The following is a 24,018-nucleotide window of genomic DNA, read 5'->3' on the forward strand; positions in this document are numbered from 1 at the left end:
ATGGAGCCACGGCCGAGACCGTTCCATACTTGAAGCATTCCGCCATCGGGCGCCGCACTGCGACATTGGACACAGGGCATCATGGGCACAGAACCCACCATCATTCTCGAAACCCGCCGACTCTCGAAAACCTTTCTAGGTTTCACCGCCGTGGATTCCGTGGATCTGAAGATCCGGCGCGGCCACATCCACGCGCTGATCGGCCCCAACGGCGCGGGCAAGACCACCTGCTTCAACCTGCTCACCAAGTTCCTCGTGCCCAGCCAGGGCCAGATCTTCTTCGACGGCAAGGAAATCACCGGCGACAAGCCGGCGGAAATCGCCCGCAAGGGCATCATCCGCTCCTTCCAGATCTCGGCCGTCTTCCCGCAACTGACGGTGCTCGACAACGTGCGCATCGCCCTGCAGCGGGCCACCGGCACCTCCTTCCACTTCTGGCGCAGCGAATCCAGCCTGCGCCACCTCGATGGCCGGGCCATGGAACTGCTCACCGAAGTCGATCTGGCCGACTTCGCCTCCCAGATGACCGTGAACCTGCCCTACGGCCGCAAGCGCGCCCTGGAAATCGCCACCACCCTGGCCATGGAGCCCAGCCTGATGCTGCTGGACGAGCCCACCCAGGGTATGGGTCACGAGGACGTCGATCGCGTCACCCGCCTCATCAAGCAGGTCGGCGCCGGGCGCACCATCCTGATGGTCGAACACAACATGAAAGTCGTCTCCTCCATCGCCGACCGCATTACCGTGCTGGCGCGCGGCGCCGTGCTGGCCGAAGGCGACTACGCCGCCGTCTCGAACAACCCCGCCGTGATGGAAGCCTACATGGGCACCACCCAGGGCGAACTCGAAGGAGCCCACGCATGAGCACACCGGGCCGCTCCCAAGCGCAAATTCCGGAGCGCATCGCGCGGAGGACAATCCAATGAGCGCCGCACTCGAAATCTCCGACCTGCACGCCTGGTACGGCGAATCGCATGTACTGCACGGCGTGGACATGCGCGTCGAGCCCGGTCAGGTCGTCACCCTGCTGGGGCGCAACGGCGCCGGGCGCACCACCACGCTGCGCGCGCTGCTGGGCCTGACCAGCCGGCGCACCGGCTCGATCCGCATCCGGGGCACCGAATCGATCCACCTGCCCACCTACCGCATCGCGCACCTGGGCATCGGCTACTGCCCGGAGGAGCGCGGCATCTTCGCCTCGCTGTCCTGCGAGGAGAACCTGCTGCTGCCGCCCACCGTGGGCGACACCCTGGGCGGGGGCATGTCGCTGGCCGAGATCTACGACATGTTCCCCAACCTGCTCGAACGGCGCCACTCGCCGGGCACCCGCCTGTCCGGGGGCGAACAGCAGATGCTGGCCGTCGCCCGCATCCTGCGCACCGGGGCCAACCTGCTGCTGCTCGACGAAATCTCCGAAGGCCTGGCCCCGGTCATCGTACAAGCGCTGGACCGCATGATCCGCACCCTCAAGGCCAAGGGCTACACCATCGTCATGGTCGAACAGAACTTCCGCTTCGCCGCGCCCCTGGCCGACCACTTCTACGTCATGGAACACGGCCAGATCGTCGAACAATTCCCCGCCAGCCAGCTCCAGGAAAAACAGTCCACCCTCGACAGCCTGCTGGGCGTCTGACCGACGCCCGCTTCCCTCTTTTCACTGATTCGCCGGCACAACCGGCACATACAGGAGACTTCCCATGAAACTGCGTACCCTATCCGCCGCGCTGGCCGTTGCCGGCCTGGGCTTCGGTCTCTCGGCCCAAGCCGCGGGGATTTCAGACGACGTGATCCGCATCGGCTTCATCGCCGACATGTCCGGCGTGTATGCGGACATCGACGGCAATGCCGGCGCCGACGCGATCCGCATGGCGATCGCCGACATGGGGGGCGAGATCAACGGGAAGAAGATCGAACTGCTGACCGCCGACCACCAGAACAAGGCCGACATCGCCTCGGCCCGCGCCCGCGAATGGTTCGACCAGCAGCATCTGGACATGCTGATCGGTGGCACCAATTCCGCCACCGCGCTGGCCATGGCCGCCGTCGCGGCCGAAAAGAAGAAACCCTTCCTGGTGGTGGGGGCCGGCTCCTCGGCGCTGACCAATGCGCAATGCACGCCCTATACCATTCACTACGCGTACAACACCGTCGCCCTGGCCAACGGTACCGGCTCGGCCGTGGTGCGCGAAGGCGGCAAGTCCTGGTTCTACCTGACGGCCGACTACGCCTTCGGCCACTCGCTGGAACAGGACACGATGAAGGTCGTGGAGAAATCGGGCGGCAAGAACCTGGGCGCCGTGCGCGCGCCGCTGGCCACGACGGACTTCTCCTCCTTTCTGCTGCAGGCGCAAAGCTCCGGCGCGCAGGTCCTCGGCCTGGCCAACGCGGGTGGCGACTTCATCAACTCCGTCAAGGCCGCCAAGGAATTCGGCGTCACCAACACCATGAAGCTGGCGGGCCTGCTGGTGTTCATCAATGACGTCCACGCCCTGGGCCTGGAGAACACCGCCGGCCTGTACCTGACGACCGCCTGGTACTGGAACCAGGACGACGCCTCGCGCGCCTGGTCCAAGCGTTTCTTCGAGAAGCACGGCCGGGCGCCGTCCTTCCTGCAGGCGGGTGACTATTCCGCCGCCAAGACCTACCTGGAAGCCGTCAAGGCCACCGGCACCGACGACGGGGACGCCGTCATGAAGCAACTCAAGAGCGTCAAGATCAACGACATGTTCATCAAGAACGGCCACATCCGCAAGGACGGCCTGACGATGCACGACATGTACCTGGCCCAAGTGAAGAAACCCGACCAGTCCAAGGCGGCCTGGGACTACTACAACATCGTGCGCACCCTGCCGGCCGAAGCGGTCTTCGGCGCGGAATCGACATCCACCTGCGCACTCAAGTAAGCGGCGCATGAACGCCGGATCCCCGCCCCCGGGCGGGGATCCGCGATCCGCATCACCCCTTCCGCCCGATTCCGCCGCAGCCCTATGACACAACTTTTCGGTGTTCCCCTCCAGGCCCTGCTCGGCCAGCTCCTGCTGGGCCTGGTCAACGGCTCGTTCTACGCCGTGCTCTCTCTGGGGCTGGCCGTCATCTTCGGCCTGCTCAACATCATCAACTTCGCCCACGGCGCGCTCTACATGCTGGGCGCCTTCGTCGCCTGGATGGGCCTGCAATACCTGGGCCTGAACTACTGGGTGATGCTCGTCGCCGCCCCTGTGGTCGTGGGCCTGTTCGGCATCGTCCTCGAGCGCCTGCTGCTGCGCCGCCTCTACAAGCTCGATCCCCTCTACGGGCTGCTGCTCACCTTCGGCCTGACCCTGCTCATCGAGGGGCTGTTCCGCAGCTTCTACGGCGTCTCCGGCCAGCCCTACAGCACCCCGGCCCTGCTGCAGGGCGGCGTGAACCTGGGCTTCATGTTCCTGCCCATCTACCGCGCCTGGGTCGTCGTGGCCTCGATCCTGGCCTGCCTGCTGACCTGGTTCGTCATCGAGAAGACCCGCCTGGGCGCGCTGCTGCGCGCCGGCACCGAGAACCCCAAGCTGGTCGAGGCCTTCGGGGTGAACGTGCCGCTGATGATCTCGCTGACTTTCGGCTTCGGCGTCGGACTGGCGGGCTTCGCCGGCGTGCTGGCCGCGCCCATCCTGCAGGTCTCGCCGCTGATGGGCTCGAACCTGATCATCGTCGTCTTCGCCGTGGTGGTCATCGGCGGCATGGGCTCGATCCTGGGCTCGATCGTCACCGGCCTGGGGCTGGGCGTCGTCGAAGGCTTCACCAAGGTCTTCTGGCCCGAGGCCTCCAGCACCGTGGTGTTCATCATCATGGTGATCGTACTGCTGACCCGCCCGGCCGGGCTGTTCGGGAAGGAATCATGAATCGACAACTGATCGCCTATCTGGCCGCCCTGGTCCTGCTGGCGGCGCTGCCCGCGCTGGGCGGCTATCCGATCTTCATCATGAAGGTCATGTGCTATGCGTTGTTCGCCTGCGCCTTCAACCTGCTGCTGGGCTATACCGGACTGCTGTCCTTCGGCCACGCCGCCTTCCTGGGACTGGCCGCCTACGCCTGCGGCCAGTCGCTGACCGCCTGGGGCTGGCCCACGCTGGGCGGGCTGCTCTTCGGCACGGTGGCCGCCGGCGTGCTGGGCCTGGTCTTCGGGCTGCTGTCCATCCGGCGCAGTGGCATCTATTTCGCCATGATCACCCTGGCCCTGGCCCAGATGCAGTTCTTCTACTTCCTGCAGGCGCCGTTCACCGGCGGCGAGGACGGCCTGCAAGGCATCCCGCGCGGCAGCATTCTGGGGCTGGACCTGAGCCGGGACATCAACCTGTACTACGTGGTGCTGATGATCTTCGTGCTGGGCTACGCTCTGATCTGGCGCACCGTGCACTCGCCCTTCGGCCAGGTCCTGAAGGCCATCCGCGAGAACGAGCCGCGCATGATCTCGCTGGGCTACGACGTGGACCGTTTCAAGCTGCTGGCCTTCGTGCTCTCGGCCACGCTCGCCGGACTGGCCGGAGCCACCAAGTCGCTGGTGTTCGTCTCGGCCACGCTGTCGGACGCCACCTGGCAGATGTCGGGCATGGTGATCCTGATGACGCTGATCGGCGGCATGGGCACGCTCACCGGTCCTGTGCTGGGCGCGGTCATCGTCGTGGCCCTGGAAAACAAGGTCGGCGAGTTCGGCCGCTTCCTGATGCAACAGACCGGCATCGAATGGTTCCGCGTCCTGGGCGAATCGGTCACCATCGTCATCGGCCTGATCTTCATCGTCTGCGTGCTCGCCTTCCGGCGCGGCATCGTCGGCGAGTGGATGGCCTGGCGGCAGCACAAGACGGGTTGAGCCACAACGCGGGCCCCACCATGACAGACTGTCCACGCGCCCTGCTCCTGGCGAGCTGGATCGCCCTGGCGATGGGCGCGGGTCTTGCACAGGCGGACGAGATGGCCTGCGGACCGATCGACGCGGTCACGGGCCGGCCCGTGACCGAGGCCCCCGCCGTCGCTTTCGCCGAGGGCCTGGACGTCGCACTGGCGCAGACTTGCCGCGAACTGGCGATGTCGGTGGACGAAACAGACCCGCCGGCCTGCCGCATCGGCGAATCCGGCATCATCGGCACGGTCGGCGCCACCATGACCCATTACGCGCTCTATTGCCTGGGACCGGAAGCCGCCGCCGGCGCCTGCGAACTGCGGGGCGCCGCCCTGTTCCTGGAAGACCGCGCCGACGGCCGGATCAGCCGCTTCCTGACCCGCCTGGACGAGCCCGACCTGCGCGCCGGCGCTCCCTCGATCGAGACCGCCGGTCGAGACACTTTGCTGGAACTTCCGGTCTCCGTCAGCGGCACCGGCGCCTTCGACGACAACGACACCTTCCTCTTCGAGCGGGACCACTGGACACGACTGGACACCCATTGCTGGGAGTCCGGCCTGCAAAAGCGAATCCCGCGCGGTACTTCCATCGACAAGGGCGTGAACCTGAACCTCGGCGGCCTCTCGGCCCAGGCCTGGCTGTACCGCGAGGGGGACGCGAATTGCTGCCCGACAGGGGGCTCGGTGGACGTGACGCTGAAGCGGACCGGCCACCGCCTGGCGATCGAATCGCTGCGGATCGATCCGAAGGCCCGGCCGGACTGAGCCAAGACCCGGACCGAACCAAGGCCAAAACTTCCGCAAACCAGAGCAACTCCCCCACGTCGCGGCCTGCGGGCCGCTCCGACCTGCCAGGCGCCCCCACGGAGCCGCCTGCAAGCGGTTCCGGCTCGTCAGGCTGATCGCAGTCCGCAAAGGACTGCGATCAGTCCCGACTCGCCCCGGCAAGTCCCAAATAGCTTTCGATGACCCGAGGGTGGCCGGCCAGCATGCGGGCCTCGCCTTCCAGGACGACGGCGCCGGTCTCCAGGACGTAGCCCCGGTCGGCCACGTGCAAGGCCGCGCGAGCGTTCTGTTCCACCAGCAGGATGGACACGCCGGTGCTGCGCAGTTGCGCGATGGTCTGGAAAATCTCGCGGACCACCCGGGGTGCCAGGCCCAAGCTGGGCTCATCGAGCATCAGCAGCGCCGGGCGCGCCATCAGGGCGCGGCCCAACGCCAGCATCTGGCGCTCGCCGCCCGACAGCGTCCCCGCCGCCTGACCGGCGCGCTCCTTCAAGCGCGGAAACAGGGCGTAGACCTCGTCCAGGGTATCGCGCCAGCCTCGCACGCCGGCGCGGTACAGGCGGAATCCCCCCAGCAGGAGGTTGTCGCGCACGGACATGCTGGCGAACAATTCCCGCCGCTCCGGCACCAGCGACAGGCCCTGGCCGACGCGGCGCTCGATGTCCCAGCCCCGCACTTCGCTGCCCTGGAACATGATCGAGCCCCGGCTGTGTCCCCGCAGGGGCAGCGCCCCCATGATGGCGCCCAGCAGCGTCGATTTCCCGGCGCCGTTGGCGCCGATGACGGTCACGATCTCGCCCCGGCCCACCGTCAGGTCGATGGGATCCAGGGCGGCCACCTTGCCATAGTGCGCCGACAGGCCCCGGACCGACAGGATGGGGATGGCCGTGGACGGATTCCCGGCGCTCATGAGGCTCCCCCGGGCTGCGCGCCGTCCACCCCGCTGCCGGCCAGCCGTCCGGATCCTCCTGGCACGGGACAGTCCGCGGGAACTCCGCGTCCAGGCTCCTCATCCCAGCTCTCGTCCAGACCACCCAGGTAGGCTTCCAGCACGGCCGGATTGCGCTGGATGTCCGCCGGAACGCCCTCGGCCAGCTTCGTGCCGAAATCCATGACCAGCAGATGATCGGTGAGGTTCATCACGAAATCCATGTCGTGCTCGACCAGCAACAGGCTCATGCCCTCGCTGCGCAACTGGTCCAGCACCGCCGCCAGTGCCTGCTTTTCCTGGTAGCGCAGGCCGGCCGCCGGCTCATCGAGCAGCAACAGGATAGGATCGCAGCACAGCGCCCGGGCGATTTCCACGATGCGCTGGCGGCCCAGCGGCAGGCTGCCGGCCGGCCGGTCGATCACGTCGCCCAGGCCCACCCGCTCGATCTGGCGCGCGGCCTCGCGCAGCAGGGACGCCTCGGCGGTCCGGTCCAGGCGCAGCGCGGCCGTCACCACACCGGCATGGCTGCGCAGATGGGCGCCCAGCGCGACATTTTCCAGCACGCTCATGTCCGGCAGCAACTGCACGTGCTGGAAGCTGCGCGCCATCCCCAGGCGGGCGATCTCGCGCGCCGGCAGGCCGTCGATGCGGTCCCCCATGAAGCGCACCGCGCCACCGGACAGGGGCGCCACGCCGCTGATGAGATTGAAGGTGGTGCTCTTGCCCGCCCCGTTGGGGCCGATCAGCCCCATGATCTCGCCCGCCCGCAGACGGAAGCTGATGTCGTTGACCGCCACCAGACCGCCGAATTCCTTGCGCGCGCGATCGACCTCCAGGACCAGGTCGCCGGCATCGGGCGCGGGCCGGCGCGCCAACTCGGGCGCGGCGGCCAGAATCGCGGGATCATGGCCATCGGACTCGGCGCGCCCACCCAGCAGCCGCCACAGCCGTGCCAGCACAGGCCACAGGCCGTCGCGGGCGAACTGCAGCACCAGGATCATCAGCACACCGAAGGCCAGCATTTCCAGGTTGGCGGTAGTGCCCACCAGGCCGGGCAGGACGTTCTGCAACTGGTCCTTGACGATCAGGATGGCGGCGGCGCCCGCCACCGCGCCCCAGACGCTGCCCGAACCACCCACCACGGCCATGAACAGGTATTCGATGCCGTAACCCAGGCCAAAGGGGCTGGGGCTGACGGCGCGCTGCATGTGCGCGTACAACCAGCCCGACACGCAGCCCAGCAGCGCGGCGTAGACGAAGATGACGACCTTGTAGTGCGCCAGATCGACGCCGAAGGATTCGGCCATGGAGCCGCTGCGCAGGGCGCGGATCGCCCGCCCCGACCTGGAATCCAGCAGGTTGTGCGTGGCCCACAGGGCGAGCAGCAGGACCAGCCAGATCAGCAGGTACATGCGCGGCCCGGTCCCCAGGGACCAGCCGCCGACCGACAGCGGCGGTATGCCCGCGATGCCGTCGTAGCGCCCCAGGAAATCCAGGTTGCCGTACAGGTAGTACAGTGCCAGGCACCAGGCCAGGGTGCACAGAGGCAGGTAGTGGCCGGACAGGCGCAGCGTAATGGCCCCCAACACATACGCCACCAGGCAGGTCAGCAGCAGGCCCGCGACCAGGCCCAGCCAGGGGGACACGCCCGCCGCCGTCGTCAGCCAGGCCGTGGAATAGGCTCCCAGGCCGACGAAAGCCGACTGGCCGAAGGACGTCAGCCCGCCGACGCCGGTCAGCAGGACCAGCCCCAGCACCACCAGACTGTAGAGCCCGATGTAGTTCATCTGGGTGATCCAGAAGGCGGACACGCCCGGGATCCAGGGCAGCAGCGCCAGGACCGGGACCAGGATCATCAGGAGCTGGCGCGGCCGCATCAGTCCTCCTCGTCCAGGTGGACGCTGCCGAACGAGCGCCACAGCAGGACCGGGATGATCAGGGTGAAGACGATGGCTTCCTTGAAGGGACTGGCCCAGAAGGAGGCGAAGGCCTCCAGGACGCCGACGAACAGGGCGCCCGCCGCGGCGGCCGGGTAGCTGACGAGGCCGCCGAAAATGGCCGCCACGAAGCCCTTCAGGCCGATCAGGAAGCCCGTGTCGTAATAGATGGTGGTGATGGCGGCGATCAGCATGCCCGACAGCGCGCCGATGCCGGCCGCCAGGGTGAAGGTCAGGCTGCCTGCCACCCGCGTGCTGATGCCCACCAGCCGCGCGCCGCGCCGGTTGACGGCGGTGGCCCGCAGGGCGCTGCCGTACAGGGTGCGGCTGAAGAACAGCCACAGCCCGCCGATCAGTACGGCGCAGGTGGCCAGCACCGCGAAGGTCTGCGCGGTCCAGGCCACCGGCCCGATCTGCACCGTGCCCTCGACCAGGGCCGGGGCGCGCCAGCCCTCGGCGCCGAAGAACAGCAGTCCCAGGCCGGTCAAGGCGAAATGCACGGCGACCGATACGATCAGCAGCACCAGCACACTGGCCTGCTCCACAGGCTGGTACACCAGGCGGTAAATCATCGGCCCCATGGGCACCACCAGTGCCAGCGCGAACAGCACGCGCAGGGCCAGCGGCACGTCCGGTCCGGCCGCCAGCGGCGCCAGGGCCTCCAGCGCCAGGGGCAGTACCAGCGCCCAGCCCAGGGTGCGGCCGTAGCCGCGCCACTGGCGCGCCCGCCAGCAGGAAACCGCCTCGGCCAGGCACACCAGCACACCCATCAGCACCAGCAGGTGCGCCGTCCCCGGCACCCGGCCATTGGCGAGAAAGGCCAGGGACAGGGCGCCGAAGGTGACGAATTCCCCCTGGGGGATCAGGATCACCCGCGTCACCACGAACACCAGCACCAGCGCCAGGCCCAACAGGGCGTAGATGGCGCCGTTCAGGATGCCGTCCTGCAGCAGGATCAGCGCGATGGTCAGATCCACGGCGCCTCTCCGCCGGCGTCCGGAACGGGCCGCCGGCCGGCCCCGGACAAGGAGGGTGGGAAGGCGCCGCGCGACATCACAGATCCGGCTGGTAGGTCCACTTGCCGTCGACGACCCGCACCATGACGCGGCCACGCTCGTCCAGGCCGGCGTGGTCGGTCGGGCTCAGGGTGAAGACGCCCTGGGAGGCGGGCAGTTCCTTGACCTGTTCCAGCGCGTCGCGCAGGGCCGCGCGGAATTCCGGCGTGCCCGGCTTGGCGCCGGTCTTCAGGGCGCGAGGGATGGCGTCGTTGATCAACTGGCCCGCGTCCCACATGTGGCCGCCGAAGGTGTTGGTCGTGCCCGCGCCGTACTTGGCCTCGTAGGCCTTGACGTACACCAGGGCGCTGGCCTTGACCGGGTTGCTGTCGGGCAGCTGGGCCGCCACCAGCAGCGGGCCGGCCGGCAGGATCATGCCTTCGCAGGCCTTGCCGCAGACCCGCAGCACGTCGTTGTTGGCCGCACCGTGGGTCTGGTAGATGTGGCCCTTGTAGCCGCGGTCGACCAGTTCGCGCTGCGGCAGGGCCACCGGCGTGCCCGAGGCGGCGATCAGGATGCCGTCGGGCTTGGCCGACAGCAGCTTCAGGACCTGGCCGGTGACGCTGGTATCGGGCCGGGCGAAGCGTTCGGCCGCCACGACCTTGATACCCTTGGCCTCGGCGGCGGCCTTCATTTCCTGCAGCCAGCCGTCGCCATAGGCATCGCTGAAGCCGATGAAGCCCAGGGTCTTGACGTGCTGCTTGACCATCGCGTCCGCCAGGGCGGCGGCCATCAGCGCGTCGTTCTGCGGCGTCTTGTAGACCCACTTGCGCGGGCCGTCCACGGGCTCGACGAGCTTGGCGTTGGCGGCCACGCTGATCATGGGCGTGCCGGTTTCGGCGGCCACATCCGACATGGCCAGCGAGGCCGGGGTCACGGAGGTGCCCAGCACCACGTCGACGTGGTCGTCGGCCGTGAGCTTGCGGATGTTCTTCACCGCCTGGGTGGTGTCGGTGGCATCGTCCAGCACGATGTACCGCACGGCCTGGCCGCCGATCTCCGTGGGCAGCAGGGCCACCGTGTCGCGTTCGGGAATGCCCAGGGAAGCGGCCGGCCCGGTGGACGACACCGTCACGCCGACCTTGATCTGGGCCGTGGCGGCCAGGGGCAGCACGGCCAGCAGCGCGGCCGCGCCCAGAGTGAGCCGCATGGAAACCGGGAATGTCATGTTTGTCTCCGAATGTTTTTGACGGATCGTGCAATTCATGGCCGCGAACCCGGCGGGCCGAGGCATAAGCACATGAACGGGCGTCATATTATCGCAGCCCGACGCAATTTGCTGCCACGCGGTGGAAGATCACCGTGTGGTCGCGCCAGATCTCCCCTTGAACATCCTCCGCCATCAGGGCCAAAGTCGATTAAGATGGAGGATTGAAGTGAAGTTCTGGACAGATTCCTCGTGGACAAGACAGACGCCGAATGGCGCGCGCGGCTTTCCCCCGACGAATACGCGGTCACGCGGCTGAAGCACACCGAACGGCCCTTCTCGGGACGCTACTGGGACACCGCCCGGACAGGCACCTACGTCTGCGTCTGCTGCGGCACCCCGCTGTTCGCCTCGGATACGAAATTCGACGCGGGCTGCGGCTGGCCCAGCTATTTCCAGCCGGTGGCCGCCGACCGCGTGCGCGAACTGCGCGACACCAGCCACGGCATGATCCGCACCGAGATTCTGTGCGCCGTCTGCGACGCCCACCTGGGCCACGTGTTCCCCGACGGCCCACCCCCCACCGGACTGCGCTACTGCATCAACTCCCTGTCCCTGAAATTCATCCCGGCTGAATGACCGAGCGAATGCCTGAATGAAAAAATTCCTCTTCGACCTCTTCCCGCTGATCCTGTTTTTCCTGGCCTTCCGCTTCGCCGACATCTACGTCGCCACCGGAACGGCCATGGCGGCGGCCGTTCTGCAGATTCTCTGGCTGCGGTTGACCGGCCGCGCGATCGAACCCACGCACTGGATCAACCTGACGGTGATCGTCGTGTTCGGTGGCGCGACCCTGCTGCTCCACGACGACACCTTCATCAAGTGGAAGCCCACGGTCCTGTACTGGCTGTTCGCCGCCATCCTGATGGGCGCGCGCCTGTTCACCGGCCGCAACCTGATGCGCCACCTGATGGGCGACAAGGTCGCCCTGCCCGAGCGCGCCTGGAACCGCCTGAACGACAGCTGGGCCGGGTTCTTCGTCGCCTCCGGCGTCCTGAACTTGTATGTGGCCTTTTCCGGCCGCTTCACCGAGGCGCAGTGGGTCAATTTCAAGGTCTTCGGCCTGATGATCCTGCTGCTGCTGTTCGTGGTGGCGCAGTCCCTGTGGCTGGGCCGGCACATCCAGACCGAAACCGCCGCGCCCGGGGCCGACGCGCCCGACAGCGAGCCGCGCGGATGAGCCCGCGCGCCGCGGCCGTCGCCCCGGGAGACCGCCCATGAACCCCGCCGACACCGACCTGAAGGCCGTACTGGCCGAACGACTGGCCGCGCTCGATCCCGCGCGGCTGGATCTCGTCGACGAATCCCATCTGCACGCCGGCCACGCCGGCGCCCGGGGCGGCGCGCAGCACTTTCGCGTCCGCATCGTGTCTAAGCAATTCCAGGGGCTCGGCACCCTCGCCCGCCATCGTCTTGTGTATGATTGCGTGCGGGATCTGATGCCCCATCCGATCCACGCCCTGGCCATCGAGGCCGGCACCCCTCCCATCGAAGGATTTTCATGAAACGTATCGCTGCTGTCGCCCTGGCCTGCTCCCTGACGCTGCCGGTCTGGGCCAAGGACATCGCCACCGTCAACGGCCAGGGCATCTCCCAGGCCAAATTCGACCAGTTCGTCGGCATGCTGGTCACCCAGGGCGCCCAGGATACGCCGCAATTGCGCGCCCAGGTCAAGCAGGAAATGATCAACCGCCTGGTGGCGGTCCAGGCCGCCGAGAAGGCCGGCCTGCAGAAGGACCCCGCCGTCCAGCAGGAAACCGAGCTGGCCTCGCAAAGCATCCTGGTACGCGCCCTGATGGCCAGGTACCTGAAGGACCATCCCGTCAGCGAAGCCGACCTGAAGAAGGAATACGACACGATCAAGGCCGAGCAGGCCTCGCGCCAGGAATACAAGCTGCGCCACATCCTGGTCAAGGACGAGGCCAAAGCCAAGGACCTGATCAAGTCGATCAAGGCGAAGAAGACCTCGTTCGAGGCCGCCGCGAAGAAGGACTCGATCGACACCGGCAGCGGCAAGAATGGCGGCGAACTGGGCTGGGGCCCGACCAGCAACTACGTGCCCGAATTCGCCCGGGCCGTGGAAAGCATGAAGAAGGGCGACCTCAGCGCCCAGCCCGTGCAGACGCAATTCGGCTGGCACGTGATCCAGGTCGAGGACGTGCGTCCGATCGCCTTCCCGTCCTTCGAGGAAGCCAAGCCCCAGCTGGAGGAGATGATGCGCCAGCAGACCCTGGCCAATTACCAGAAGAGCCTGATGAAGGACGCCAAGATCGTGGACAAGGAAGCCGCGAAGTAAAGGCCCCCCACCCCCCACGCCGCGCAGTCTGCCTCGCGCGAATGGCCTCCCGACGGGAGGCCATTTTTCATTGGTTCAGAGGCCCAGCAGCGCCTTCAGACCGGCCTCGTCGATCACGGATACGCCCAGATCCTCGGCCTTGGCGAGCTTGCTGCCGGCCTCGTCGCCGGCCACCACCCAGGCGGTCTTGCGCGACACCGAGCCGCTGACCTTGCCGCCGGCGGCAAGGATCAGGCGTGTGGCCTCGTCGCGGCTCAGAGTCGGCAGGGTGCCCGTCAGCACCAGCGTCTTGCCCGCCAGAGGCTTCTCGCCGACAGGTGCGGCGTCGGCCTGGGGTTCGACCCCGACGGTCCGTAGCGCGGCGATGACCTCGCGGTTGTGCGCCTCGGCGAAGAAGCGCCGGATCGAGGCCGCCACCACCGGGCCGACGTCCGGCACCCGCAGCAGTTCCTCCTCCGAGGCATCCATGATCGCCTCGATGGAGCCGAAATGCCGCGCCACGTCGCGCGCCGTGGTCTCGCCGACATGGCGGATGCCCAGGGCGTACAGCAGGCGGGACAGGGCCGGGCGGCGGCGCTGGTTGATCGCCTCCACCAGGTTGCGCGCCGACTTCGCGCCCATGCGGGGATAGGTGGACAGCTCCAATTCTCCTCCACCGGACGGATCCGCCAGCTTGTACAGATCGGCCAGGGTGCGGACCTTGTCGTTGTCCACCAACTGCTCGATCAACTTGTCGCCCAGGCCGTCGATGTCCAGGGCCTTGCGGCTGGCGGCATGCCACAGGGTCTGCTTGCGCTGCGCAGGGCAAAACAGCCCGCCGGTGCAGCGGGCGATGGCCTCGCCCTCCGGACGTTCCACCGCCGAGCCGCAGACCGGGCACGTCTTGGGCAGCACGAAATACGTGCCTTCGGCCCCTTCGGAAGTTCGATCCACCGCCGCCGGGCGCAACGCGAGCACCGGCCCGACGATTTCGGGGATCACGTCGCCCGCGCGGCGCACCACCACGGTGTCGCCGATGCGCACGTCCTTGCGGCGGATCTCGTCCTCGTTGTGCAGCGTGGCGTTGGTGACGGTCACGCCGCCGACGAAGACCGGCTGCAGCCGGGCCACCGGCGTCAGCGCCCCGGTGCGCCCCACCTGGACGTCGATGCCGATCAGCCGGGTGGTTTCCTCCTGGGCCGGGAACTTGTGCGCGATGGCGAAGCGCGGCGCGCGCGCGACGAAGCCCAGGACGTCCTGGGCGCGCAGGTCATCGACCTTGTAGACCACCCCGTCGATTTCGTAGGGAAGGCTCGCGCGGGACACCCCCGCGATCTCGTAGAAACGCAGCAGGGCCAAGGCTCCCCGGCACAGCGTCCGGTCGGGGCTGACGGCGAAGCCGAAGCCGGCCAGCCAGTCGAGCATCCCGGAATGGGTCGGGCGCGGCCGCAGTTCGACGCCGGCGCCGTCCTGGATCCGCCCCCAGCCATAGGCGTAGAAGCGCAGCGGCCGGGTCGCCGTCACGCGTGGATCCAGCTGGCGCAGGCTGCCGGCCGCCGCATTGCGCGGATTGACGAAGGGCTTCTCGCCCCGGGCCACCTGGGCCTCGTTCAGCCGCGCGAAATCGGCCCGCGCCATCAGGACCTCGCCACGCACCTCCAGCACGGCGGGCACGTCTCCGCCCCGCAGGCGCAAAGGCACCGAGCGCAGCGTGCGGATATTGGCGGTGATGTCCTCGCCCCGGGTGCCGTCGCCCCGGGTCGCCGCCTGGACCAGACGCCCCCCCTCGTAGCGCAGGCTGACCGCCAGGCCGTCGAACTTGTATTCCGCAACATAGGCCACGCCGGGCCCCGGCGGTCCGCGGCGTGGCTTGTCCACCTCGCGGCCTGCATGCCGCTCGGATTCGTCAGGCACGGAGCCGTCCGCGGGGACCGCTCCGTGTCCGGACTTGTCCACCTCGCGGCCTGCATGCCGCTCGGATTCGTCAGGCACGGAGCCGTCCGCGGGGACCGCTCCGTGTCCGGACTCATCCAGCAGGCCGGATCCGATCAGGGTGGAAACGACCCGCTCGTCGAAGGCGACGATGTCCCCGGCTTCGAAAGCGTTGCTCAGCGACAGCATGCGCACAGCATGCCGCACGGTGGCGAAATGATCCAGCGGCGCCGCGCCGATCCGTTGCGTGGGAGAATCCGGCGTCACCCAGTCGGGATGATTCCGCTCGATGGTCTGCAGTTCGGCCATCAGGCGGTCGTACTGCGCGTCCGAGACGGAGGGCGCGTCCTCGATGTAATAGCGGCGGTTGTGGGTCTCGATCTCGACGCGCAGGTCCTCCAGGCGTCGCCTATCGGCGGCTTCGCGGGCTTCGGTGTCCACACCGTCCGGCGCGGCCGTGTCCGGCCGCGCGTCGTCCCGGCGGGCGGCGTCCTTGTCGGAGCGTCCGGTCACGAGAATACCCGTGCCGCGCGGTCCGTGCCGGCCAGGAAGCCGGCCTGGTCCAACTGGTCGTACAGGGCGCTGATCTGCCGGTCGATGGCGGGCGACGAGCTGTCCTGGAAAGTGCGGCCCTGGTCGTCCAGCACGTGGGCATCCAGGCGTGCGGCCAGGTCGCGCCCCACGGTCACCATGCGGCTGAAGGCCTGGTCGTCGGGCAGGCTGTTGGGCACGTCCAGGACCAGGTCGACGCGATGCGCGGATTCGTCTTCCGGAGCCTCGATCTGCAAGGCGAAACGCGGCAGGCCGTTTTCCGCCATCCAGGCCCACTGCCCGCGCGACTGGACGAAGCCCGCCTCGGCGGCCGACCGGATGATCGCGGATACGGGACGCGGCTGAGCCAGTTGCAGGATCAGCCCGACCTGGGCGTCCATGGCGGCGCAGCGCGCGTCCAGATCAGCCGCCTGGCGCAGCACCACGTCCTGGTCCGGAGCCTCGATCAGGCCCTCGAAGCGCTCGGCCAGATTCTGCGCCAGGGTCCAGAGATTCGACCATTCGATGGCCGTCAGCGGACCGCCGCGGTTGGCCAGCACCACCGCCAGCTGCAGCGACACGTAGGACTCGCCCGGCAGCGCCTCGGCGCGATGGCCGCCCCCCTCGCGCTCCACGAACACGCGGACGGGCTTCTTGCCGACGCGGCCGATGGAGCGCAGGGCCTCGGCCAGGGACTCGCCCGCCACGGAATGGGCCAGGGCGATGTCGATGACCGCTTCGCAGACGGGGTCGGCTTCCGCGCCGTCGTCGGCCGCGGGACGGCCGGCCGGCCACAGGCCCGGCTCTCGCCGGGGCCCGGCGTCGCGCATCAGCACGTCGTGGCCGGCCTCCGGCAGCGACTGGCGCATGCTGCGCCGCGCCCGCCAGTCCTGCCACGCGTTGTACAGCAGGACGACGACGATCAGCGCCACCCCGATCGAAATCAGCAAGATCTGCAAGTCGCTCATAAAGTCCTCTTATCCGGATCAGGCTACCTCGGCCGCCCATTGCAGGGCCGAGTCCATGTCCACGGCCACGATCCGCGACACGCCCTGTTCCTGCATGGTCACCCCGACCAGTTGCCGAGCCATCTGCATGGCGATTTTGTTGTGTGAGATGAACAGAAACTGCGTCTGGTCGCTCATGCCGCGCACCAGGTTCGCGTACCGTTCGGTATTGGCGTCGTCCAGCGGCGCATCGACCTCGTCGAGCAGGCAGAACGGCGCCGGATTGAGCTTGAACAAGGCGAACACCAAGGCCGTCGCCGTCAAGGCCTTCTCGCCGCCCGAAAGCAGGTGGATGGTGCTGTTGCGCTTGCCCGGCGGCTGCGCCATGACCTGTACGCCGGCGTCCAGGATCTCCTCGCCTGTCATGGTCAGGCGGGCCTCGCCGCCGCCGAACAGCCGGGGGAACAGCTCGCCGAAATGACCATTGACCGTCTCGAAAGTCTGCGACAGCAGTTCGCGGGTCTCGCGGTCGATGCGGCGGATCGCGTTCTCCAGGGTGTCGATGGCCGCCAGCAGATCGGCATGCTGGGCGTCCAGGAATCCCTTGCGATCCCGCGCCGCCGTCAGCTCGTCCAGCGCCGCCAGGTTCACGGCGCCCAGCGATTCGATGTTCCGCGTGATGCGCTGGACTTCGGACTGCAGCCAGTCCAGGCGCCGCCACTGGGGCGGTTGCTCGTCCAGGTGGCGGCGCAGGGCGTCGCGGTCCACCTGGCGGGCGTCGAGCTGTTCGGCGAACTGCTCGACCGACAGGCGCGAGGCCTGTTCCTTGAGCTGCAATTCGGTGATGCGCGCCCGCAAGGGATCCAGGCCGCGTTCCAGCGTCAGCCGGCCCTCGTCGGCCTCGCGCAGGGCGGCGGCCGCCCGATCCTGCTCCAGCCGCGCCTCGCGCAGGGCTTCTTCGCTCGCGGCCCGGGTCTCGAGCGCCTCCTGCAGGCCGGCCTGGGCCATGGATTCGTCCAGTTCGAACAGCTCGCCCTGGAGAGACTCGAGCTCGGTTCCCGAGCGACGGGCCTGGTCCTCGGCCAGCTGCAGGGTGCGGCGCAGTTCGTCCAGCCGGTGGCGCAAGGTGCGCACGGCGTATTCGGCCTCCTGGGCGGCGCGCTCCTGGTCGCGGCCCCGCTGGCGGGACTGCTCGGCCTGCCGGGACAGGTCTTCCACCCGCAGGTCCAGGTCCGCCAGGCGTTCCTGCTGTTCGGCCAGAACCTGGTCCAGGGACTCGAAACGGGCTTCGGCTTCGGCCCGCCGGGCGTCCAGCGCGGCCTGCTGCTCGGCCAGTTCCCGCAGGTCGCGTTCCAGGCGGCGGGATTGCTCGTCGGACTGCGCCGCCTGCTGGCTGAGCTGCTGGTGGCGGATCTGCGCGTCGTGCTGCGCCCGCATGCGCTCGGCGATCTGCTGGCGCGCGGGCGGCAGCGCCTGGGCCAGGTTGCGGCAGACGGCATCGGCCTGGGCGTGGGCGTCCAGGGCCTGATCGGCGATCAGTTGCGCCGCGCGGATTTCCAGGGCCAGGTTGTCGATCTGCTGCCGGCGCGCCAGTTGGCCGGCCTGTTCCGAATCGGCCGCGTAAAAGCGCACGCTGCAGGCATCGACCCGGTGGCCGTCGCGCAGCACCCAGACGCCGCCCGGGGGCAATTCGCCGCGCCGGGCGATGGCGGCGCCCAGGTCGCCGGCCACGCGCACATCGCGCAGCCACACGGCCAGCAGGGACTGCAGGGCGGCGTCGCGCGCATGGACGAAATCCAGCAGGCGCGCGTCAGGCCCCGCCGCCGCGGGCTGCCCGGCATCGCCGGGCACCTGGTAGAAGGCCAGGCGCGCGGGCGGCGCGTCCTGGGCAAAGGCGCGCACGTGATCCAGCGTGCGCAGGCCCAGGGCGTTCATGCGTTCGTGCAGCACGGCTTCCAGGGCGGTTTCCCAGCCCGCGTCGACCTGCAGCTGCTGCCACAGGCGCGTCAGGCCGCCTAGTTCCTGGCGCTGCAGCCAGGGCTCCAGCGCGTCCTCGGACTGGATCTTCTCCTGCAGCGCGATCAGGGCCTGGCGGCGCGCGTCGAGCCTTTCGAGGTCCAGCCGGGCCGCCTGGCTGGCCTGCAGAGCATCCGCCCGTGCGGCTTCCAGGTCCGGCAGGCGGGACTCGAGTTCCAGCAGGCGCGCCTGGGCTTCTTCCAGGCGTTCCTGGGCGACGGCGCATTCCCCCGCCCAGCGCTGCAGTTCGGCCGGGTCGGGCGCCCCCAGGGCGGCGCGTTCGTCTTCCAGGCGCGCGCGGCGGTCCTCCAGGGCGCGCCACTGGCCGTCGGCGTCCCGCTGGGACTGCGCGACCAGCGCCAGATCCTGCTCGGTGCGCGCCAGCACGCGGCGCCATTCGTCCCGCTGGGCGGCCAGGTCGCGCAGCCGGGCGTCGAGTTCCGGCAGGCCGTCCTGGGCGCTTTGCGCCTGTTCGGCCAACTGTTCCGCCCGGGCCTCGGCTTCCTCGATTTGCGCCTGGGTGTCCTCGATCGAGGCCTGGCTGTGCGCGCGCTGGTCGCCCCATTCCTGCTGCTGGGCCTGCAGTTGCGCGCGCCGGACCTGCAGACGGTTGCGCGAATCGACCACGTGGCGGATCTCGGCTTCCAGGCGGCTGACCTGGGCACCGGCCTCGAACAGATGGCCCTGGGCTTGGTGGACCCGTTCGCTGGCCTCGAAATGCGCGGCGCGACGGGCCTCCAGGTCCGATTCCAGGGCGCGCAACCCGGTCACCGCCGATTCGAGTTCGGCCTGGGCCCGTTCGGTCTCGGCGGCCAGGGACTGACGGCTCTCGCGCGCGGCCTGCTCGCGCAGCAACCACAGGGCGTGCTGCTTGAGCTCGCCTTCGGCCTGCAACGCGCGGTAGTCGGCCGCCACTCGGGCCTGGGATTCGAGCTTTTCGAGCTGGCTGGCGAGCTCGCGCAGAATGTCGTCCAGGCGGGTCAGGTTTTCGCGCGTGTCGTTCAGGCGGTTCTCGGTCTCGCGGCGGCGTTCCTTGTAGCGCGACACCCCTGCGGCCTCTTCGAGATAGACGCGCAGTTCCTCGGGGCGGGCCTCGATCAGGCGGTTGATCATGCCCTGGCCGATGATGGCGTAGCCGCGCGCGCCCAGCCCGGTTCCCAGGAAGATGTCGTGGATGTCGCGGCGGCGCACCGGCTGATTGTTGATGAAGTAGCTGCTGGCGCCATCGCGGGTGAGCACCCGGCGCACGGCGATTTCCGCGAAAGTGGACCACTGGCCCGCCGCCCGACCCTGGCTGTTGTCGAACACCAGTTCGACCGAGGCGCGCGCGGCCGGCTTGCGCTGGCCCGAGCCGTTGAAGATCACGTCCTGCATCGAAGACCCGCGCAGTTCGGATGCCTTGGTCTCGCCCAGAACCCAGCGCACGGCGTCGATGATGTTGGACTTGCCGCAGCCGTTCGGACCCACCACGCCGACCAGCTCGCTGGGCGTGGGAATCACGGTCGGATCCACGAAGGACTTGAATCCGGCAAGTTTGATCTGCGTGAGGCGCACGGTGCTCGGGCTGACGGAAAATCGGGGCGCGTGGATGACAGCGTATGATAACGCACCGGGCCCGGGCGGCAGTTCGCGCCCGGCGCCGGCGCCGGGCGGCAACCCGCTATACTGCAACTCTTTTTTACGGGCGAGCCTCGCGGCATCCGCCCCCTTCGTCAACCACTTCGGGGTCCGCGATTGAACAAGGGCTTTTACATGGTCATGGCCGCGCAGGCGCTCTCGTCCGTCGCGGACAATGCCCTGCTCATCGCCGCCATCGGCCTGATCGCCGACCTCAGCGGCCCGGACTGGATGGCACCCATGATGAAGTGGTGGTTCGCCCTGGCCTATGTGGTGCTGGCAGCCTTCGTCGGCGCCTTTGCCGACGCCTTCCCCAAAGGTCGGGTCATGTTCGCCACCAACGCGCTCAAGACCTGCGGCTGCCTGCTGATGTTCAGCTATGGCGCGTTCGGACTCGGCCACGAACACCAGCTGATCCTGATCTTCGTGGCCTACACCGTCGTCGGCATCGGCGCCGCCGCCTACTCTCCGGCCAAGTACGGCATCGTTACCGAAATGCTGCCGCCCGAACTGCTGGTCAAGGGCAACAGCTGGATCGAGGGCCTGACCGTACTGTCGGTCATCGTCGGCACCGTGCTGGGCGGGCTGCTCATCAGCCCGGCGGTCTCGGCCTGGCTGATGTCATTCGGCTGGGTGGACCGCCTGGCCGACAACGCCGCGCAAAGCGCCATCCTGATCATCGGCCTGGTCTATGTCGCCGCTGCCCTCTGCAATCTGCTGATCCCCGACACCCACGCCTTCTACCCCCGCCAGCAGACCCGCCCCGCGGCCCTGATCGGCAACTTCATCCGCTACGTCCGCATCCTGTGGTCCGACAAACTCGGCCAGATCTCTCTCGCGGTCACCACGCTGTTCTGGGGCGCGGGCGCGACCCTGCAGTTCATTGTCATCGAATGGGGCGCCCAGCATCTCGGCTACCGCCTGGACCAGGCGTCCGTGCTGATGGGCGTGGCGGCCTTCGGCACCGTGATCGGCGCGGTCTGCGCCGGCCGGGTGCCGCTGCGCCGCGCGCTGGCGGTCCTGCCGGTGGGCGTGGTCATGGGTCTGGTGGTGCTGCTGATGCCGGCCATCTACACGACCTGGACGGTGTACTGCCTGCTGCTGCTGATCGGCGGCCTGTCGGGCTTCTTCGTCGTCCCCATGAACGCCCTGCTGCAACATCGCGGCCACGTCCTGCTGTCGGCGGGCCATTCGATCGCCGTGCAGAACTTCAACGAACAGCTGAACATCCTGCTGATGCTGGCCATGTACAGCCTGATGCTGTGGCTGGGCCTGTCCATCAACCTGATCATCGCGCTGTTCGGCATTCTGGTGGCCTGCCTGATGCTGGTCTTCATCCACTGGAACCGGCTCAACCACCGCGCCCATCCCGAACTGAGCCAGCTCATCGGCCAGACGGGCCATGGAACGGCGCTGCGCTGACGCGGCCCGGCGGCGAAAAATACCCCCCCACGCCGCGCCTTCGGCTTGCTGCCCCCCGAGGGGGCGCTTTTTGCCTTGGGGCGGCCCGGCGGCGAAAAATACCCCCACGCCGCGCCTTCGGCTTGCTGCCCCCCGAGGGGGCGCTTTTTGCCTTGGGGCGGCCCGGCGGCAAAAAACACGAAAGACGATTACTCCTGCGGCCCGGCCCGCACCGCCTGCGCCAGTCCCGCCAGATCGCGCCAGGCCTCGGCCTTCAGGGCGGATCGCACCAGCAGCGACGAGGGCTGGTGCGTGACCCAGACCGGGATCGGCTCGCCCTGGTCGGGCACGTGCCGATGCGGACCGCCGCGCAATTCATCCAGATCCCCGTCCATCCCGATCACCGACCGCGCAGCCACCCGGCCCAACGCCAGGATCCAATGCGGCCTCAGCAAGGCGATCTGCCGCCGCAGCCAGGGCAGGCAGGCCGCGACGTCCTCGGGGGACGGTTCCCGTCCGCCCACGACACGGCATTTCACGACGTACGTCAGATAGGCCGATTCGGCCCGCGGCAGGCGCGCGGCCTCCAGCATGGCCGCCAGCAGGCGGCCCTGGTCGCCCTGGAACGGCCGGCCGCTGGCGTCATCCTCGATCCCTGGCTGCTCGCCGACGATCAGATAGTACGGCCGGGCGGCCGGGCCCGCCCCGGGCACCGCCAGGGCGCGATGGGCATGCCGTCCGCACCGGCGGCATGCCGACACCGCCGCCTCCAGCGCGGACAGGTCAGGGCAATCCGCCGGCGCGACGGCATCAAGCGCCGGCTCTTGCGGCGCGACGAGCCCCGCCGGAGCGCGGACACGCGCCAGCCCGGGAATCGACGAAACACGGGATTCCGGCCGGACAGCCGGAGAGGCTTGCGCAACGGCAACGCCATCGTCTCCGGCGGGCGCCGCATCGGCGTGCACGCCGATCGCCGATCGGGCTTCGGCCGGCATGAATGCCCGCTCCGCCGGCATGGACGCGTCGGCATGTCCCTCGGCCATGGGCATCCCCGCCTCCGGCGCCGGGCGCTCCGCCAGCCAATGGGTGTCCAGGCCGATCTCGGCCAGCCAGGCGAGCTGGCCCGGACGCAGCGACGCGCGCGGCGTCATGAGCGCCCCCGGGGCCGGGCGATGCCCGGCCCGCCCCCCGTGGCGGTCAAGGAAACTTGGGGCGGCCCGGCGTTTCCTTGAGCGGCGTCCGCCGCCAGGGTCAGGGTCATGATCCAGGCGTCCTCCCGGCCCTGAGCCGCCGGATAATAGCCTCGCCGCAGCCCGACCTGGGCGAAGCCGTACCGATGATAGAAGGCGATGGCGCGCTCGTTGCTGGGGCGGACTTCCAGCGTCAGGGCCGGGAGGCCGGCCTGCCGGCAATGGTCGGTGCAACGGCGCAGCAACCGCGCGCCCACGCCCTGGCGCTGGGCGTCCGGACGCACCCCGATGACCAGCAGGTGCGCCATGTCCGGCGCGTCCATCACCAGGGCGAAGCCCAGCATCGCTCCCATGCGGCGCACCACCCAGCCGCGGTAGCCGGCGGCCAGACCGTCGGCGAAATTCTTCCGGGTCCAGGGAAAGGACTGCACCCGGCCTTCGATGGCGGCGACCTCGTCGACGTCGGCGGGCATCATGTCGTGCAGGGTCAGGGTCGCGGCGTCGACTAGAGGATTGCCCCCCAGTCCGCCAGCGCGCTCGACCGTGGTGTAGGCGACCTTGTCGCGCACGTAGGCGGGCGACGCCAGGGCGGCGTCCACCGCCCGCCCTTCCCGCCAAGCCCGTTCCGCCAGCCGGGCGATGGTGCCCGCCTGGGCGTGCGCGCCTTCCGGCGCCGCCGCGGCGCGCCGCGCGCCCAGGGCCTCGAGCTCGCGATCCAGGCCGGGGAAGACGTCGAGCGCGTCGCCATGCGCCGTCCAGCCGCCCCCCGCCCGCATGCCCCAGCCCGCCGACTCGCGGGCGGCCCAGCCGGCCACGTCGGCGCGCGCCAGCAGGGCCGGAGCCTGCAGCGTGGCCCAGTCCGCGCCGCCCGCCCGGTAGGCGGCGGCGTAGACCTCGTTCATGCGAGCATCCTGCAGCACCACGTGGACCCCGGCGGGATCCTCACCGGCCCCCTGCAGCGCCACTGCGCACAGAGAATCCACTGGCAGCACGGGAACATCCAGCGCCACGGCCAGGCCCTGGGCGACCCCGCAGGCCACGCGCAGTCCCGTGAACCCGCCCGGCCCCTGGCCGAACGCGATCGCCGACAGGTCGCGCCGCGCCAGGCCCGCCTGGCTCAGCAGTTCCTGCGCCATGGGCAGGATGCGCTCGGCGTGCTCGCTGCGGCCCTCGTGCCGGACCGCGCGCAGCCGCGACCGGCCGGCCGTGCGCGACAGCAGCGCGACGCCGCACAAAGTGCTTGATGTCTCAAACGCGAGAATGTGAAAATCGTCCATGGCCCGGCCATTTTAAAGGAGTCGCCGGCAGTTTCCGCCTTATT

20 protein-coding genes are annotated in these 24,018 nt (G+C 69.0%); 11 read left to right on the forward strand and 9 right to left on the reverse strand.

Annotated features, from left to right (window positions below; all coding sequences use genetic code 11):
- Positions 1-81 precede the first annotated feature (81 nt).
- The 6 genes from ACTPOE_RS07500 to ACTPOE_RS07525 all read left to right on the forward strand — a co-directional run bounded on the left by ACTPOE_RS07500 (position 82) and on the right by ACTPOE_RS07525 (position 5,637).
- On the forward strand, positions 82-864 hold the full coding sequence (locus ACTPOE_RS07500) for an ABC transporter ATP-binding protein (protein WP_458871588.1): 783 nt from the start codon (positions 82-84) through the stop codon (positions 862-864).
- Between the two features lie 58 nt (positions 865-922).
- Positions 923-1,633, forward strand: coding sequence for an ABC transporter ATP-binding protein (locus ACTPOE_RS07505; protein ID WP_458871589.1), 711 nt, complete (start codon positions 923-925; stop codon positions 1,631-1,633).
- A gap of 64 nt (positions 1,634-1,697) precedes the next feature.
- Complete coding sequence (locus ACTPOE_RS07510; RefSeq protein ID WP_458871590.1) at positions 1,698-2,903, forward strand: ABC transporter substrate-binding protein; 1,206 nt, start codon at positions 1,698-1,700, stop codon at positions 2,901-2,903.
- Between the two features lie 84 nt (positions 2,904-2,987).
- Positions 2,988-3,875 carry a branched-chain amino acid ABC transporter permease gene (locus tag ACTPOE_RS07515; RefSeq protein WP_458871592.1) on the forward strand — a complete coding sequence of 296 codons (888 nt, stop codon included), beginning with the start codon at positions 2,988-2,990 and terminating at the stop codon, positions 3,873-3,875.
- A complete protein-coding gene (locus ACTPOE_RS07520; protein WP_458871593.1) occupies positions 3,872-4,843 on the forward strand; it encodes a branched-chain amino acid ABC transporter permease in 972 nt (323 codons plus the stop codon). Before ACTPOE_RS07515 ends, ACTPOE_RS07520 begins: the two co-directional genes overlap by 4 nt.
- A gap of 20 nt (positions 4,844-4,863) precedes the next feature.
- Positions 4,864-5,637: a hypothetical protein gene (locus ACTPOE_RS07525; protein WP_458871595.1), complete on the forward strand. Its 774-nt coding sequence runs from the start codon at positions 4,864-4,866 to the stop codon at positions 5,635-5,637.
- Between the two features lie 160 nt (positions 5,638-5,797).
- Here ACTPOE_RS07525 and ACTPOE_RS07530 read toward each other — a convergent pair whose 3' ends face one another.
- From ACTPOE_RS07530 to ACTPOE_RS07545, 4 genes are all read right to left on the reverse strand, one after another.
- The gene (locus ACTPOE_RS07530) at positions 5,798-6,568 is read right to left on the reverse strand and encodes an ABC transporter ATP-binding protein (protein ID WP_458871596.1); all 771 of its coding nucleotides are present in this window, start codon (positions 6,566-6,568) and stop codon (positions 5,798-5,800) included.
- Entirely contained in the window at positions 6,565-8,466 is a 1,902-nt protein-coding gene (locus ACTPOE_RS07535; protein ID WP_458871599.1) for a branched-chain amino acid ABC transporter ATP-binding protein/permease, read from the reverse strand. The genes ACTPOE_RS07530 and ACTPOE_RS07535 overlap by 4 nt, the downstream gene beginning before the upstream one ends.
- Entirely contained in the window at positions 8,466-9,503 is a 1,038-nt protein-coding gene (locus ACTPOE_RS07540; RefSeq protein ID WP_458871600.1) for a branched-chain amino acid ABC transporter permease, read from the reverse strand. Before ACTPOE_RS07540 ends, ACTPOE_RS07535 begins: the two co-directional genes overlap by 1 nt.
- A 76-nt stretch (positions 9,504-9,579) precedes the next feature.
- Positions 9,580-10,749, reverse strand: coding sequence for an ABC transporter substrate-binding protein (locus tag ACTPOE_RS07545; protein ID WP_458871601.1), 1,170 nt, complete (start codon positions 10,747-10,749; stop codon positions 9,580-9,582).
- 231 nt (positions 10,750-10,980) lie between these two features.
- Here ACTPOE_RS07545 and msrB point away from each other — a divergent pair, with 231 nt between their 5' ends.
- Genes msrB through ACTPOE_RS07565 form a run of 4 tightly spaced genes read left to right on the forward strand, consistent with a single transcriptional unit; the run spans position 10,981 to position 13,084 of the window.
- Positions 10,981-11,367: a peptide-methionine (R)-S-oxide reductase MsrB gene (gene msrB / locus ACTPOE_RS07550; protein ID WP_458871602.1), complete on the forward strand. Its 387-nt coding sequence runs from the start codon at positions 10,981-10,983 to the stop codon at positions 11,365-11,367.
- A 16-nt stretch (positions 11,368-11,383) separates the two neighbouring features.
- Positions 11,384-11,968: a septation protein A gene (locus ACTPOE_RS07555; RefSeq protein ID WP_458871603.1), complete on the forward strand. Its 585-nt coding sequence runs from the start codon at positions 11,384-11,386 to the stop codon at positions 11,966-11,968.
- A gap of 37 nt (positions 11,969-12,005) precedes the next feature.
- Positions 12,006-12,293, forward strand: coding sequence for a BolA family protein (locus tag ACTPOE_RS07560; RefSeq protein ID WP_458871604.1), 288 nt, complete (start codon positions 12,006-12,008; stop codon positions 12,291-12,293).
- Positions 12,290-13,084 carry a peptidylprolyl isomerase gene (locus ACTPOE_RS07565; protein ID WP_458871605.1) on the forward strand — a complete coding sequence of 265 codons (795 nt, stop codon included), beginning with the start codon at positions 12,290-12,292 and terminating at the stop codon, positions 13,082-13,084. Before ACTPOE_RS07560 ends, ACTPOE_RS07565 begins: the two co-directional genes overlap by 4 nt.
- A gap of 75 nt (positions 13,085-13,159) precedes the next feature.
- Here ACTPOE_RS07565 and ligA read toward each other — a convergent pair whose 3' ends face one another.
- From ligA to smc, 3 genes are all read right to left on the reverse strand, one after another.
- Positions 13,160-15,436 (reverse strand): NAD-dependent DNA ligase LigA, encoded by a 2,277-nt coding sequence (gene ligA, locus ACTPOE_RS07570; RefSeq protein WP_458872781.1) that lies wholly within the window; start codon positions 15,434-15,436, stop codon positions 13,160-13,162.
- 68 nt (positions 15,437-15,504) lie between these two features.
- Entirely contained in the window at positions 15,505-16,494 is a 990-nt protein-coding gene (locus tag ACTPOE_RS07575; RefSeq protein ID WP_458871606.1) for a cell division protein ZipA C-terminal FtsZ-binding domain-containing protein, read from the reverse strand.
- An 18-nt stretch (positions 16,495-16,512) separates the two neighbouring features.
- The gene (smc, locus tag ACTPOE_RS07580) at positions 16,513-20,043 is read right to left on the reverse strand and encodes a chromosome segregation protein SMC (RefSeq protein WP_458871607.1); all 3,531 of its coding nucleotides are present in this window, start codon (positions 20,041-20,043) and stop codon (positions 16,513-16,515) included.
- 180 nt (positions 20,044-20,223) lie between these two features.
- Here smc and lplT point away from each other — a divergent pair, with 180 nt between their 5' ends.
- Positions 20,224-21,528, forward strand: a complete 1,305-nt coding sequence (gene lplT / locus ACTPOE_RS07585; protein WP_458871608.1) for a lysophospholipid transporter LplT — start codon at positions 20,224-20,226, stop codon at positions 21,526-21,528.
- A gap of 188 nt (positions 21,529-21,716) precedes the next feature.
- On the opposite strand, the gene ACTPOE_RS07590 is transcribed toward lplT, so the two are convergent.
- Positions 21,717-22,658, reverse strand: coding sequence for a uracil-DNA glycosylase (locus tag ACTPOE_RS07590; protein ID WP_458871609.1), 942 nt, complete (start codon positions 22,656-22,658; stop codon positions 21,717-21,719).
- A complete protein-coding gene (gene tsaB / locus ACTPOE_RS07595) occupies positions 22,655-23,974 on the reverse strand; it encodes a tRNA (adenosine(37)-N6)-threonylcarbamoyltransferase complex dimerization subunit type 1 TsaB (protein WP_458871610.1) in 1,320 nt (439 codons plus the stop codon). Before tsaB ends, ACTPOE_RS07590 begins: the two co-directional genes overlap by 4 nt.
- Positions 23,975-24,018: the final 44 nt, after the last annotated feature.

It is taken from the genome of Castellaniella sp. WN (genome assembly GCF_054457555.1).